The 13,462-nt window shown below is 49.5% G+C and carries 13 protein-coding genes; 6 read left to right on the top strand and 7 right to left on the bottom strand.

The genetic code is table 11. The features are described from left to right. Positions 1 to 6: 6 nt before the first annotated feature. The 5 genes from JWJ90_RS15710 (at position 7) to JWJ90_RS15730 (ending at position 5,675) form a co-directional block, all read left to right on the top strand. Positions 7 to 180: a hypothetical protein gene (locus JWJ90_RS15710; protein WP_205228176.1), complete on the top strand. Its 174-nt coding sequence runs from the start codon at positions 7 to 9 to the stop codon at positions 178 to 180. Continuing rightward, on the top strand, positions 177 to 1,334 hold the full coding sequence (locus JWJ90_RS15715; RefSeq protein ID WP_205228177.1) for an SIR2 family protein: 1,158 nt from the start codon (positions 177 to 179) through the stop codon (positions 1,332 to 1,334). Before JWJ90_RS15710 ends, JWJ90_RS15715 begins: the two co-directional genes overlap by 4 nt. Then, positions 1,331 to 3,028, top strand: coding sequence for an ATP-binding protein (locus tag JWJ90_RS15720; protein WP_240194981.1), 1,698 nt, complete (start codon positions 1,331 to 1,333; stop codon positions 3,026 to 3,028). Before JWJ90_RS15715 ends, JWJ90_RS15720 begins: the two co-directional genes overlap by 4 nt. An 88-nt stretch (positions 3,029 to 3,116) precedes the next feature. Beyond that, positions 3,117 to 4,280 (top strand): pPIWI-associating nuclease domain-containing protein, encoded by a 1,164-nt coding sequence (locus tag JWJ90_RS15725; protein WP_205228178.1) that lies wholly within the window; start codon positions 3,117 to 3,119, stop codon positions 4,278 to 4,280. A 9-nt stretch (positions 4,281 to 4,289) separates the two neighbouring features. Then, a complete protein-coding gene (locus tag JWJ90_RS15730; RefSeq protein ID WP_205228179.1) occupies positions 4,290 to 5,675 on the top strand; it encodes a hypothetical protein in 1,386 nt (461 codons plus the stop codon). A 335-nt stretch (positions 5,676 to 6,010) separates the two neighbouring features. On the opposite strand, the gene JWJ90_RS15735 is transcribed toward JWJ90_RS15730, so the two are convergent. The 7 genes from JWJ90_RS15735 to JWJ90_RS15765 all read right to left on the bottom strand — a co-directional run bounded on the left by JWJ90_RS15735 (position 6,011) and on the right by JWJ90_RS15765 (position 11,769). Continuing rightward, the gene (locus tag JWJ90_RS15735) at positions 6,011 to 6,979 is read right to left on the bottom strand and encodes a nucleotidyl transferase AbiEii/AbiGii toxin family protein (RefSeq protein ID WP_205228180.1); all 969 of its coding nucleotides are present in this window, start codon (positions 6,977 to 6,979) and stop codon (positions 6,011 to 6,013) included. Next, entirely contained in the window at positions 6,976 to 7,782 is an 807-nt protein-coding gene (locus tag JWJ90_RS15740) for a type IV toxin-antitoxin system AbiEi family antitoxin domain-containing protein (protein ID WP_205228181.1), read from the bottom strand. Before JWJ90_RS15740 ends, JWJ90_RS15735 begins: the two co-directional genes overlap by 4 nt. Before the next feature lie 239 nt (positions 7,783 to 8,021). Next, positions 8,022 to 8,849, bottom strand: a complete 828-nt coding sequence (locus JWJ90_RS15745; RefSeq protein ID WP_205228182.1) for a DUF932 domain-containing protein — start codon at positions 8,847 to 8,849, stop codon at positions 8,022 to 8,024. Positions 8,850 to 8,935: 86 nt separating this feature from the next. Continuing rightward, positions 8,936 to 9,418, bottom strand: a complete 483-nt coding sequence (gene radC / locus JWJ90_RS15750) for a RadC family protein (RefSeq protein WP_205228183.1) — start codon at positions 9,416 to 9,418, stop codon at positions 8,936 to 8,938. A gap of 89 nt (positions 9,419 to 9,507) precedes the next feature. Then, complete coding sequence (locus JWJ90_RS15755) at positions 9,508 to 9,906, bottom strand: single-stranded DNA-binding protein (protein ID WP_205228184.1); 399 nt, start codon at positions 9,904 to 9,906, stop codon at positions 9,508 to 9,510. 99 nt (positions 9,907 to 10,005) lie between these two features. After that, positions 10,006 to 10,980: a hypothetical protein gene (locus JWJ90_RS15760; protein ID WP_205228185.1), complete on the bottom strand. Its 975-nt coding sequence runs from the start codon at positions 10,978 to 10,980 to the stop codon at positions 10,006 to 10,008. Between the two features lie 102 nt (positions 10,981 to 11,082). Then, a complete protein-coding gene (locus JWJ90_RS15765; protein ID WP_205228186.1) occupies positions 11,083 to 11,769 on the bottom strand; it encodes a hypothetical protein in 687 nt (228 codons plus the stop codon). Between the two features lie 1,260 nt (positions 11,770 to 13,029). Between JWJ90_RS15765 and JWJ90_RS15770 the strand changes: the two genes are divergently transcribed. Further along, positions 13,030 to 13,374: a hypothetical protein gene (locus JWJ90_RS15770; RefSeq protein WP_205228187.1), complete on the top strand. Its 345-nt coding sequence runs from the start codon at positions 13,030 to 13,032 to the stop codon at positions 13,372 to 13,374. Positions 13,375 to 13,462: the final 88 nt, after the last annotated feature.

Here is a 13,462-nt window from a genome sequence, read left to right on the forward strand (position 1 = left end):
GGCGATATGGTTAACGAGGACGTCGTGATCCAGAACCATGAGATTCGATTTGCCACCGTTGATATGGGAGCGACGGAAAAGGAAATCCGAGAGCAGCTTTTGCAGGTTCTGAAATTTTCTTTGGGAATCTATTCAACGGAAGGCCAGCATGAAATTAAAAATAGGGAGGACTCCCCATGAGCGCACCTGACAATCTTGCAACAATATGGGCTGCTCCATTTAGTGAAGCTCTGGAGGGCCTGGACGCGCTTATGGCCCAGCATGGCAGAGTGTTTCTGATTGGTGCTGGCTGTAGCAAATGCGCTGGTCTCCCATTAATGGAGGAGCTTACATCTAAGGTGCTGGATAGTGGTATGCTCGATGCTGACACCGCAGTTATTCTCAAGGGAATTCAGGACAGCTTTACTGGCGCGAGCGGTCCCAACATTGAGGATTACCTAAGTGAAATTATTGACTTGCTGGCTATCGCTGAGAGAAGGGCTGAGCGAGGCGCGACCGATAACCAAGTCTTTATAAAAGAGAAGCAGTATTCCGGACAGCAATTGAGAGAATCTGCAGAAAAGATCAAGCGCACTATTTCTGACATCATTGAGTGCGGCGACAAGAAGATTGATGTGGCGGTTCACCGGAAATTTGTAAAAGCGGTTCACCGCCCAATTCGACCGGGTAAAACAGACGGCCTTGGTTGCGTGGATTATCTCTGCCTTAACTACGACACGCTTCTTGAAGATGCACTTGCGCTTGAGAGAATCTCTTTCTCAGATGGTTTGGATGGAGGCGTCACCGGATGGTGGAACCCTTCAGTCTTTGAGCGTGATGGGCTTTCGTCGAGGATTTTCAAATTGCACGGCTCCATAAACTGGTGCGAGTTTGATGGCGACCCGCTTCCTCGCCGTGTTGCCGGTAATGTTAATGTGCAATCAGAGGGTGACAAAAGAATCCTCATTTGGCCTGCGTCAACCAAATACCGCGAAACTCAAAGAGACCCTTACGCTCAGCTGGCCGAACATGGGAGAAGAGCATTAAGGGCTGTTCCTGGGTCACAGAAAATTCTCATTACATGCGGGTATCGCTTTGGAGATTCTCACATCAACCTCGAGATTGACAGGGCGCTGCGCGAATCTGAAGGTCGCCTTACGGTCGTTGTGTTTACCTCTGATAATGAGCCACAAGGCCAACTAAAGAACTGGCATGATGATCCCATCATCACCGAGCAGATACTCATTTTCGCAAATCGCGGTTTCTTTCATGGCAGCAATAAGACGCCATCCGACGCTGACTTACTTTGGTGGAAGTTTGAAAATCTGACCCGCCTGCTTGGAGGTGAAAGATGAGCATGTCGACTCGTAATCCCAATGAGCCAATTGAAAACCTGGCAATAGGTCAGATAATCGAGGTTGATGGCTCTCGCCTTGTAGCCGAGCTGAATCCAACCCTTTCTGAACTTTCGCGGGTGTATGCAGGGGAAACCTATCCCATAGGGCAATTTGGTTCCATCATCAGAATTCACTTCGGACGCCGACTCGTCTACGCGTTGATTGGCCGACTTAGGATGAAGTCCGAATTCCAGGCAGAGCGGGGACTGGTACCAGCGTCATCCTCTGATGAAAGAATTGTCGAAGCCGACCTATTCGGCGAAGGCGAATGGGTCCATGGGTCATCTGGTGAATGGGAACTCCGCTTTGAGCGAGGGGTTTCCACATACCCTCTCCCACAACAAACTGTTTATCTGACCCCAAAAGCTGAATTGCGGTTTATTTACGGTAAAGCAAAAGGTGCCGTTGTACAGCTTGGGCAGCATGTCGGCTCCGGGGGGACTCCTTGCCTTGCCGATTTGAACGAACTACTCGGTAAACACACAGCCGTTCTCGGCTCCACAGGTGCGGGCAAATCTGGGACGGTTGCCGCCGTCATCCACAGCATCCTTGAGAGAGGAGAAAAAAACTCATACGAGAAATGGAAGCCAAGAATAATTATCCTCGATCCTCATGGTGAATACGGGACTGCTTTTGCGGATCACGCAAAACTTTCCTCTGATGATGGATCATTAACCCTTCCATACTGGCTCTTGAATTTCCAAGAGACAGTTGCCTTGTTGATAGGAAAGACTGAATTTGTTGCGACCTCTCAAGCCAATATCGTCAAGAGCGCCCTTATGGCTGCCCGTGAAGAGGGGGCACAAAAGCTTGGTCTAGATGCCAATAGCATTACCGTTGACTCGCCGGTTCCATACAAATTGTCGACACTAAAGGCTAAAATCGACACGGACAAACCTCCACAGGCTAGCAAACAGGACTCTCATAACTCGATTCTTCAAAAGCTCGAAGTTTTGATGACCGATGCCCGACTCCGATTCATGATGGCGGAATGGAATGATGGCGGTAACGATCCATTCCCTGAAGTCATCAAACAACTCACTGGGGACGGCCCTCAGCCACGCATTGTCGATCTGTCTGGAGTTCCCAACGAAGTCGCCGGTGTATCAAGTGCGGTTATTGCAAGAACCCTATTCAATCTGAAGATATGGCAGACCCAACCAGAGCGCGAATCTGACCCGGTCCTATTGGTTTGCGAGGAGGCTCATCGCTACGTTCCGAATCGGGGTGAAGCGCAATATGAGGCCGCTCAAGAGGCAATCAGGCGCATCGCCAAGGAAGGGCGAAAATATGGCGTTGGGCTCTTATTGGTATCCCAGCGCCCGAGCGAAGTGGAAGCAACAGTTCTTTCACAGTGTAATAGCTGGATTGTCCTGAGAATCACAAATGACGCCGACAGAGAGCACGTTCGATCCATACTGCCAGATTCGATGTCCGGTCTAACTAAGATGCTATCTGGCCTGCGCAGGCAGGAAGCGATTTTTGTTGGGCAGGCTGCAATGCTGCCTTCGCGTATTCTTATCCGGGATTTGAAGCCTGAACAGCTACCGAAATCAAATGACATCGATTTCGACAAGGGTTGGCAAAATGATGCAACCCCAGACATACAGATCCAAGAGGTGGTTAACCGTTGGAGATATCAGCGCCGATGATTTCAAGAGAGGCTTTTGAGACTGGCCCAGTCTGCTCAAACTTTAAAAAAGCAGTGCTCGTCTCCAACCCCAGGACGAATAGCAAAGTATGGATATTATGTCCGACGATCTGAAGTCCACCAAATCTGCTCTCGCCAAGCTCCATCAGGACATGGAGGCCATTAACAGGCTGGCCAAGCCGTCCTATCTGAGCGTGATCGAGCAGATGGAGCTCACGCTGGAACCGATCCGTCGTCAGCAGTTGGAAATCAGTCGCGCCCTCGAAATATCTGGAGCAGCGGCCCGCATACAGGAAATAGTCAGTGCCAATCAACACTGGCAGGATTTGATAAAGCAAGCCACCGCGACAAGCCGCATTGCCGAGAGCCTTTCGGCTGCACATCAGTCATGGCTTGATACGATCAAGCCCATCCAGCACGACTTCTCGCACATTTCCCAGCTTCAGGCATCCGCCCAGCTGGCCCTGTGTGATACCTCCCTACGACTTTTCGCCACGGAACGGATCATGGCGGGCATCGATTTCGAGGCGATAAGGGGGCGTTTCCAGATCGAGATGCCGGTTATCTCTGGACTGGAGAGTTCAATTGCCCATGTGGCAGCCTCGTATGGGAGTTTGGCCGAGTCACTGCGGGAGATCTCGGACATCACGCGCCTGCCCGCCTTCGTTTTGCCGGGGGCCACTCGTGAGATCTACGCCACCAGCTTCGCGCTCGAGACCCTTCGCCCCTGGGATGAACGGGATGAGGAAGATGCAGAAACGGAAATTCAACTTGTCGCTGAAGCCGAGCTGGAAACATCTGGCTGCATCGCTCTTTTGCAGCAGGTCGATCCGGGGCTCGCTCGGCCGTATATCGGCGCTCGGGATGCCCTGTATAGTAACAATACTGACCGGGCAAGACACATTCTGAGCTCGCTCAGGGAGCTGTGGAACCATCTTCTCAGGCGATTGGCACCCGATGATCTCGTCGCTGCATGGATTCCGGATGTGTCCAATCAGAAGGACCTTCTACATGAGGGCAAGCCAACTCGTCGAGCTAGGGTTCTTTATGTTTGCCGGGAGCTGAACAACGATCCGCTGACCGACTTTCTGATGCACGATACCCGGGCACTGGTGAAGATGATCGAGCTGTTCAATCGGGTTCACGAGTTGGAGACTGCGCTGACCGATGAGCAGCTCAGGGCTATTCTCCTCCGGACCGATTCGTGGCTGATGTACATACTGCAAATTTCTGTGGGTAATTTTCACAAGTAGGCAGGGGCCATGAATCAACAGACACAACCATCACCAAGAGAGCATCATTTCTACGTTGCGATAGCCAAGTTCCTTTTCCATCATCCGGAACATGGCATTGTGTCGGTGGGGGACCCGATCAAGATCAAAGACGCAGAGCGGTACGGGCTCAGCCCCCTCATACTATATGGAATCACCGTTGCCGGGCTGCCCATCCGGTGGATGACCTTCACTCCAGTCGATCAGCCCAGGTCCTTCCGGAATGTTCTTCTGGAGGCGTGGCGTAACGGTGAGGGCTTGCGTGGCCGACCAGACATCCTGCGGATCAACCGACACCTCGCGACAGCCAGCCCTGAACTGGTTGAGGAAATGGCAAAAATCGGTGTCCGGGTCGAGCTAGCTGGTGCCAAGGAAAAATCGCTTCCAGCTTCCCTGCGCTCAGCCCAGGATTCCAGCCGGTGGCTACTGAGGAAGCAAGACGGAAATGACCGGACTCTTACCGGGTCCATCCAGGCCCTTTGCCGGTACGCTCAAGTTGACCACGATTTCCGTGTCAGAGATAGCCACAGAGGCATCAATAGCCGCGAGGTTGAAGACAGAATCCAGCAGTGGCTGACCTTACCGACAAAAGTTCCGGTGTCAACGGTGACCGGTGGACTCGACTGGGAACCCGGTCCATGGCTGTCATCCTGGGAGACATCTCTGCCGCCAGACCAGCCCCGTTATTTCAACCACAATGGGTTTGATTGCAGTACCTGGCTGCTGACAGGGGAAAAGGCACAGGAGGATATCGTCGAGGATGATGATTTCTGGGCCGGCAGTGACTATGACAACGCGGCCGAGATCGCCAAGAACCTCGTGGCGTGCTGGCCCAATCCACCTGTAGAGATTGCCAAGTGTGCAGGGATCACCCTAAGGGAACTTCAATGGTTCACCTCGGCGAAGGCATCTCTTGACCGGCATGCACGTTTTGATCTGGAGGCCTTGCTCGGAATCGAATACGACGAAAGCATGGGCAGGTATGTCGAGGCCGGACCTTATGTGCTGGTGGCCCAGAAATCACTGGCCCTCAAAAAAGTCTATGAAGGCATTTCCGGCGGTGGAGATGCATGTCCCTGTGAGATTGTCCCTCGTCAGGGAGCCGCCGATCCAAGCTGGAGATACGTGGTGATCAACACCTATGGAGAGCCCCCGAGCATTGTGATGGCACCTCGCGGAGCAAAAATCACAGAGCGCCTTCCAGAGTTGCTTATGAATTATGGCGGAATCAATACTGTCGCTCCGGAGTTCTACCGGGATGTCGTTTCTACCTGCGCCCGAGCTTGCCGCGAGCCTGCCTCCAACATCCGAGAGATGAAAGACTTTGTGAAACGCTACGAAGCACACTGGGCAGATTGCGCCTGGCAGCCGGAGTAAACCTGTCTGGTTGAGTCAAAGCGTGGAGATTGATCAATGGAAACGGCAGATATGCCATTCGAGCAGAAAAAATTGGGTCGCAAGCATATAAAGAGCTTCGCCAGCGGCATCACTCATATGTTGACCATGCTGAAATGAGGATGCTTGTCGATGATTGAAGATCCAATAGCTGGGAAATATGGTATTTGAAACTGACAATACCCATAACTGTATATTATTATAAACTATTTTTTCGTTTCTTCTTACACGCTGTTTCTTTTTTCTTCCAGTTAGTTGACAGGGTTTCTTTGTCTCTTGTCATTGCAGATATACGGAGAAGACATTTTCAGTAATCTTTATATCCTTTTATGTTTTCTAACATTGACAGCTTTCCATTCCAGAAGAGGCTGCTTTTGAATGCGTTGTTGCAGGTCCAAATCGGAGGTCAGTATTGTTGAATCAATCTCGCCTTTATCAAGCAACAAATCGAGAAACGCTTTCTCATTTTCAGTGAAAGGCAGGACAACAGACAAGGCCTGTCGACATTCCTCAACAAGACTAGCACCATATTGGTCGATAGATTCTTTTTCTGCAAATTCTATAACACGTAAGGTCGGGATTAACTGTCGAGCAAGTTCCCCGCTTTCAAAGTTCACATCCTCGATGGAAACCTTTCGCCAGTCCTTGCGGTTCATAGCACCGTAAACGACAAAAGCTGTGCGCAGTCGGTCAGAGTCGAGATTTTCCCTATGGAAAATACGGTGGCTGTCAAACAGGTCCCGTGCCTGTCTTCGTGCGAGTAACGCTGCCAGCTTTCCCGCCGCCAATTCATGGATATCAATTACCGGTATCCGGTTGGCCTGCCAGGTCCCTACCGGATACGAGTCGAACAACGTTACAGGCCACAATGGGACTCGGTACATGAAGTTGAGGTCCACTTCAAGGTTGCCGCCTTGGCCTGCAGCACTCTGGTAACGCAGGGACCATTTACCGCCAGCGTGCTCTTCCGGCATGCGCCTCACCGTGAATCCTTCTCGTGCAAATACTGCCTGAACTGCCTGCTCTACCCTGGGCCGTTCGGCGAGCATTGTTTCACGGTCCTCTGCCCCCACGTAATTCAAATCAATATCAACAGATAGTCGCGGGACATTGAATACAAAAAGGTTCAGCGCCGTTCCACCTTTAAGCGCCAGTTTACCTTTTAAAAAAGGATGGCCACCAAGAGCTTCGAGCAATCCCAGCAGGTGGGCAACCTTTTCAAGCACATCCGCCCTGAACCCTGTTGCTTCCGCTTGAGCTATCAGTGTCTCATAAGATATTTTCATAGAACTTCTCCCCAAGTCCGGTCGAGTAAATCAACAGGGACCACCAGGTTCCAATCTGCAACTACCTTCCCCGATTTTCTGTTGGAGCTATCTAGATAATGTGGTTGCCTGGGGCGATGGTCACGAAGCGGACCCAGATGACTCTGTTCAACCATCAACGCTTCGCGATGCTGATCCAGGAAAAAGCCAACCTTTGCTATCGTTGTCGCATTACCGAGTAAAAGGGCATATTCGACCACTTTGTCGAGATCAAAGAACTCAATCGCCTCCAGGGAACGCCAGATTTCTTCCCAGCTGCCTGAAAGAGCAGGGCGATCCAAGACATCCACCAATGTTCGCTCAAGGGAAGTGGCTCTGACCGTAAGACCCACTCGATCAACGGCGGTAACACCAAGATCTACTTTTCCTGCACGGCAAAGTTGTTGGGGGAACCTGACACCTCGAAAAACATGGGACCGAAACGTAACAGGGGAAACCGGGCGGGCTGATGAATACGTCAGATGCTCACGTATGGAGTAGGCGTAACCGTGTACTTCCAAAGCCGTGTGGTATGATAGTACAGCATCGGCCGTGAGTTTGGCAGCCACAAGGAACGGATCAACAGGATACGAATCCGGATCGGCCCCTATCGGAACAACCGCATACAATCCTCTCCGGATGAGAATGACATGCCCGGTATTCCTATGATAATTCAGCAGGGATTCCCGGGTCCTGGGGCCTGTTTTCCCAAAACTTGCGAGATGATCATTGAACTCTTCGGCTGTGAACACCGGATGTTTGCGGAAAAATGTTTCGTGCTTCATATCCATTCAATTTGAATTCATCAAGGATAACACACAACCATACTATGTTTTTCTAGACTTTTTGTCAATTCTGAATCCAAGGAAATTGTATAAAATTTTAGTAAACCATATTTTTAATGTGGGTTTTGTTATTTCTTTTCATGTCATCACTGCATTCTACTTTCCGACACTCTGCGAAAAGAGAACAAAAAAAAAGCCGTCCCCCAAAGGAGACGGCTAATGTATTGGTAAATGGCTGATTAAGCCGATACAGTCGAAAGATCCTCCTCGACGTTCTTCAGCTCAGCCATCTTTTCCGTCAGGAACCAAAGAGCCTGGTTCAGTTTGATATTTCGATCAAGTGCTTTGACTGGTCGTGTGGTTGTTCTCCTGATTCGTCCGTCGCCGCCTCTGGTTATGCCTTTGAGGCCGCCACGCATGGCATTTTCCTGGATCACGTTGAATGTTGTCCAGAGGTCTTTCCCCTTGTCGTCGTAGCGCCGTTCTTCAAGCAATTGATGGGGTAGCACTGGCGCCTGCTTGGGCTCATCATAAATCAGGCCATGGGCTGCCTGGGCAAAAACCCCTCGCTCATCCGGAGTCATCTCAATGACCTTCATCTCGTCGACCCGCTCGGCAATGATGCCGGCTGCAGAGGCAATCTCACCAGCTGATTGGATAAAAGCATCCGGGCTGAAACCGATATGCTTATGGCTGAAGTTGGCAAACTCCGAGGCAACCATCAATCCGTTGCCGCATATCTGCCGCCAGACTGAAGCTATCAGCTTGAAAGCACAGCCACAATCGTGGGAATTATAGAGGACCAGATCAACCCGTTCGCCGTCAAATGACAAGCCATTCTTGGCAAAACGGATGAGGTGCCGCTGGTACCCTTCCCGCTCAGTTTTGCGTACTATGCTTTGCTCCGCATGGATCGGAAGCCATCCGGCTTCGCGCAACAAATCGACCGCCGTCAAGGTCGGTACAAATGAATACCGTGACGAAACGGTGCCAATGGGCGTGAGAGATCCTGCTGCCGGTGCGAGAGAAATTATTTGGTCGTCGGTTAGATTGTTGAGTTCGTTCATACCTGCCTCCTTGAGTTTTGTTGTCTAGCAAAGGGCAGGCCACTCCCCTCAAGGGACATGTCTGCCCCTTGTTATGGGATGTGAGTTTATTCTTTCGGCAAAAGTCCCAGATCGGAGAACGCGGTCACTTCATCACCAACTACCAGGTGATCGAGGATCCGCACGTCTATGACTTTCAAAATATTGGTCAGGATAGTCGTCAGGGAAATATCCTGAGTGCTTGGTTCACTTGCACCTGAAGGGTGATTGTGGGCCAGGATTATTGCCTCGGCATTGAGTTGCAGTGCCTCTTTGACTATCTCTCTTGGATGGACCGTTGTATTGTTGATTGTACCTGTGAACATCTCCTTGAATGCGAGGACTCGATGTTTGGAGTCCAGAAACAGACAGGCGAACACCTCGCACTGTTTGCCACGGAGCTTACAGCCGATAACCGCCTTGGCGCATTCTGAAGAGAGAATCGAGGCACCACGTCGCAATTGGTAGCCCATGAGCTTATTCGCTTCGGTGAGAACCAATTTTTTCGGCGCGGGATGGTACTCACCATCCTGATCTTTTACAAAGAGCATTGGTTTCCTCCTCTGGGACCAGAGAAACCAATGCCCCAGCCAGGGAAAGGATTCCCCTGGTCAGGTGAATGGTTGTTGGTGTTTATCGATTAGAAGGGGACATCGTCAGGCAAGGGTGGTTCGGCGGTATCACTATTCGGCGGAGTGCCAGTATTCCTGTCACCATTACCACCGAGCATCTCCATTTCCCTGGCGATAATTACAGTGGTGTAACGGGTGATGCCTTCCTGATCGTCCCATTTCCGTGTACGAAGTCGTCCCTCAATGTAGACTTTGTCGCCTTTATGGAGATGTTCACCGCACACGATGGCCAACCCTCCCCAGGCAACGACACGATGCCAATCTGTCTGTTCCTGTTTGTTACCATCAGCATCTTTCCACCGCTCGGTTGTTGCAATGGATAACGTTGTCACAGGCGCAGCGCTGTTTTTGGTGTAATGCAATTCGGGGTCGTTGCCTAAGTTTCCGATTATCATTGTCTTGTTCATGTCATTCTCCTTTGATAGAACATTGATAAAACTCTGGAGAAATGCAGCTTCCCACCATGGGAAAATGATTTCCTCGAGCTGGGATTGTGTTGTTTGCCTTTATACCGAGGCAGAGTTTGTTTTCTTTATCTCCAGAAAGGAGAAAGACCGATCTTCCTGAAAATCGTCGATGGAGCTGCCATGTTCTCTCAAAAAGTGATCAAGGCGACTGGTAACGAGATGCTTCCTTTTCCTGCTTGCCGCCCTGAGAACGCAACCGCCCGATTTGATTGCCCCTCGTTTCTGGACAATGGCAAAAATCTTTTGCTTGCAGGAACCAACCTTATCTTTGAATGCCTTTTCATGAGACTGCAGTTCCTGTAACTCATTAACGCTTGCTGCCAGGTGCGGGACCTCATCAGCCTCGAACATGGGGCAGCTTATCAAGTGGTTGCAGAAGCCACAAAGGGGTCCTGGATCAGTATCAAGCTCTACTTCTTTGCCGCAAAGCATTGCCTGATAGTCAGCCCAGATAGCTTCAGCCTTGTTGAGCAGTCCGTCAAAAATGGCCTTCTGAGGTGAATAGCCGTTAAAAAACTCTGCCTCTCCGTTGGCCAAATCCAACGCTATGAACGCACCTCGGATTGTGTAATCAGGGTACTTTTCCGCTAATACGCCCATCTGAATATAGAGCTGAGACTCCCATGAACCGTAGGGCCCCTCGGGAATATTGCTTGTGCTCTTCGTCTCCAGGACGGATTTTATCTTATGGATTTCAGAGGTGAAGACGAAGTCGATATGAGCCTTGATTGGCACACTGCCTGCGGCTTCCACTTCAACCTGTCGCTCGAAATTGGTGTAACCGGCAGCGGCAAAAGCGTTGGCAACGATCTCCTCGGCCATGTGCCCCCGCTCGAAACGCAGAAGAGTGGCCAGGTCATGCTCGGTTGGGTTGATTTTCTCCAGGATCACTTTTCTTGGACAATATCCGATATCGGATGCACCAAGGTAATTGCTGCGATCTCCCAGAGTCTCTTCGGTATGCTGTTTTGCCAGCTTACGCAGACTTGTCAGCAGTGTGGTTTTGATATCCATGTGTCATTTCCTCCCTAAGGTAAAGGGAGAACACACGGACCCCACGAGGGGAAACAATGTCCTCCCTCATTGGGTGAGATAAAAAGTGAGATGGGTTACGCGCTAATGAAGCACAACCTCTTTGTACCAGTTCTTATCAGCCTTATCCCATTTGAAACCGGCTGATTTCAGCAGGTCCTTTTTATCAAACGAGTTGCCGACAGCGACAACGATGCCATCCTTGCGCTGATAACTGATACCGGCAATCTTGGGCAGATCTGCATCACTTTTATCGAGATCGGCTTGGAGATTAGTGGATGCTTTGCTGGATTGCTCTTGTTGTTGCTTAGGCGTGGGCGCAGTTGGACGATCACTTCCAAGATAGACATCACGAAGCAATCCTCTGTACGCATCAGTCCCGATCGAGAGCAGAGACAAACATTTTTGAATAGCATCCGTGATTGCCCCTTTATATGAATCGCCGACATTACCTTTGACGATCTGCATCTGACCGGTCTGGGATCCTTTGCAGATCCACTCCGAATCATTCACGCGGATAAAGAGCCGGACCTCGGCAACCACCTGCGAATCAAAGATCTCTTTGCTTACCACCTCGTATCGCCAGTTTTCCGGCAAAAGGATTTTATTGACGGCATCAAAGACATACTGGGGTTTGTAGCCATATCGAATCTGGCCTACTACCTTCCCGTCCTTCATCATTTTGATCTCTTGCACAGCCGCTCGGCCAAAACCGCGAAGCTCTGTGTTGATCTCTTCAACCTGCTTTGTAAGATTCTTGCTTTCAGACATTGTTGTTTCCTCCGGTGATGTGAGAGAGACAACATGTCCCCTGTCGGGAGAATGTATGCTCTCCCGTTGATAGGGTGTGGTGAGTGACAAACTGCATGCCGGGCAACGACAAAGAAAATCACGCACGAAAATCGTGGTGTAGTTCAGTTGCCGGACATTGAATCGGGGATCAAAAAAGGAGCAGTTATTCTAATAAGAAATCTGCTGTAGTGGTTACGCCAAATCAAATCGTAAACAGAGAAGTCCGCTTGTGCGATGAAACTGTCTTTTACAGATAGACAAGGCGTTTGGGGGTGTTCCAAGGGCGATCTGTTGAAATGCACCGTTTCTGCGAGTAACAGGAAACAAGAGCGCCCAGCTATTTCCCTGCGAAGAGGGATTACTTGTATAAAACAAGTGGAATATTGATTATATAGTTACATTCAGATGTACAAAAATCAAGCAAAAATATTCTTTGGAGCATATCGGCTTTCAACAGACATATTGAGTATATTGTCGGTTTTTAAACCATGGCACTCGAAAAATTCATAACTATAATTCACGCTAACAATATGTAAATACAACAGAAATCATAACGGATACTACAACGATGACCACATGTTATATGTGCGACAACGAAGCAACAAGCGTTGAACACGCTCCCCCAAAATGCCTCTTTCCCAAAAACCGTGATTTGCCAGCAGGCACCAATCTGCGAAGGAATTTGATAACTGTACCATCATGCGAAGCACATAACCAAGAAACATCAACAGACGATGAGTATCTGTTATACGTGCTCGTAATAAATATCGTAAGCAATCAGATCGCACAGAATCACTTCTTTGGAGCCATAATGAGAGGCATCGAAAGAAACCCAAGTCTGATTCAAAGGTTTTCGCAAACACCCATGCCAGTCATAACACAAGATACTGTAACGGGAGAAATTGCTAGCAGCTTTGCTGTTCAGATTGAATATGAGAGGTTTAAAAACTCAATAGATAAGTTAGTATGAGCTATACATTATAGCCATTTCGGTGAAAAGCTTACTTCAGCTATCAGTATCCAGCCTGAGTTCATGCTGCTGGCGATTGAACCGAGATATAGAGAGTCAAATGATAAAATACATGAGCTTTCACAAGCCTCTGATGTCGCATTCGGTAGTTCTAATTTTTTCGGTGACAACCAAGAGGTGTTTAAATACCAGATCTTAACAGACGATCAAGGACGAAAAATATTGCGTCTATATTTCTATGGAAACGCAAAAATAACGGTCATAGTGCAATGACGCAGACAGCAACAATTGATTTTCCGGCAAAATGGATCAGCAGCTCCACTCTTGAAAGCACACTAAGATCAGGCCCAGACGTACATAGGCTCGATGCACAGCAAGTTCATTATCGCTTTCCAGCTGGATGTAAAATAATGATTGATGCAGCTGTTCGCCTGCTATCATTGTTTAATCAACTAGATACGTGCTGTAAAAGAGTATTACTCAATTTTGAAGAAGGAGAATTTGGAGTAATGGGCTACCTGAATCGAATGGGCTTCTTCGATCATTTAGCACCAGGCATTGAAGTCTATCCAGACACAGCAAATCCCATTTTGTCCCCTGGACCGCCAATGTGAATGGTGCTGAAGAGACTTTTGGGTTTTTCTGTGGAGTTTAAGGCATATTTTCAGCGCCTTCTCAGCCCGCTGGCTGCAAGGACCATGT

Origin of the sequence: Desulfobulbus rhabdoformis, from assembly GCF_016919065.1 — a bacterium.
GTDB lineage: Bacteria > Desulfobacterota > Desulfobulbia > Desulfobulbales > Desulfobulbaceae > Desulfobulbus > Desulfobulbus rhabdoformis.

Coding starts and splice junctions, on each gene's coding strand:
- JWJ90_RS15710 (WP_205228176.1), top strand. CDS start 7: ATGGTTAACGAGGACGTCGTGATCCAGAACCATGAGATTCGATTTGCC.
- JWJ90_RS15715 (WP_205228177.1), top strand. CDS start 177: ATGAGCGCACCTGACAATCTTGCAACAATATGGGCTGCTCCATTTAGT.
- JWJ90_RS15720 (WP_240194981.1), top strand. CDS start 1,331: ATGAGCATGTCGACTCGTAATCCCAATGAGCCAATTGAAAACCTGGCA.
- JWJ90_RS15725 (WP_205228178.1), top strand. CDS start 3,117: ATGGATATTATGTCCGACGATCTGAAGTCCACCAAATCTGCTCTCGCC.
- JWJ90_RS15730 (WP_205228179.1), top strand. CDS start 4,290: ATGAATCAACAGACACAACCATCACCAAGAGAGCATCATTTCTACGTT.
- JWJ90_RS15735 (WP_205228180.1), bottom strand. CDS start 6,979: ATGAAAATATCTTATGAGACACTGATAGCTCAAGCGGAAGCAACAGGG.
- JWJ90_RS15740 (WP_205228181.1), bottom strand. CDS start 7,782: ATGAAGCACGAAACATTTTTCCGCAAACATCCGGTGTTCACAGCCGAA.
- JWJ90_RS15745 (WP_205228182.1), bottom strand. CDS start 8,849: ATGAACGAACTCAACAATCTAACCGACGACCAAATAATTTCTCTCGCA.
- radC (WP_205228183.1), bottom strand. CDS start 9,418: ATGCTCTTTGTAAAAGATCAGGATGGTGAGTACCATCCCGCGCCGAAA.
- JWJ90_RS15755 (WP_205228184.1), bottom strand. CDS start 9,906: ATGAACAAGACAATGATAATCGGAAACTTAGGCAACGACCCCGAATTG.
- JWJ90_RS15760 (WP_205228185.1), bottom strand. CDS start 10,980: ATGGATATCAAAACCACACTGCTGACAAGTCTGCGTAAGCTGGCAAAA.
- JWJ90_RS15765 (WP_205228186.1), bottom strand. CDS start 11,769: ATGTCTGAAAGCAAGAATCTTACAAAGCAGGTTGAAGAGATCAACACA.
- JWJ90_RS15770 (WP_205228187.1), top strand. CDS start 13,030: ATGACGCAGACAGCAACAATTGATTTTCCGGCAAAATGGATCAGCAGC.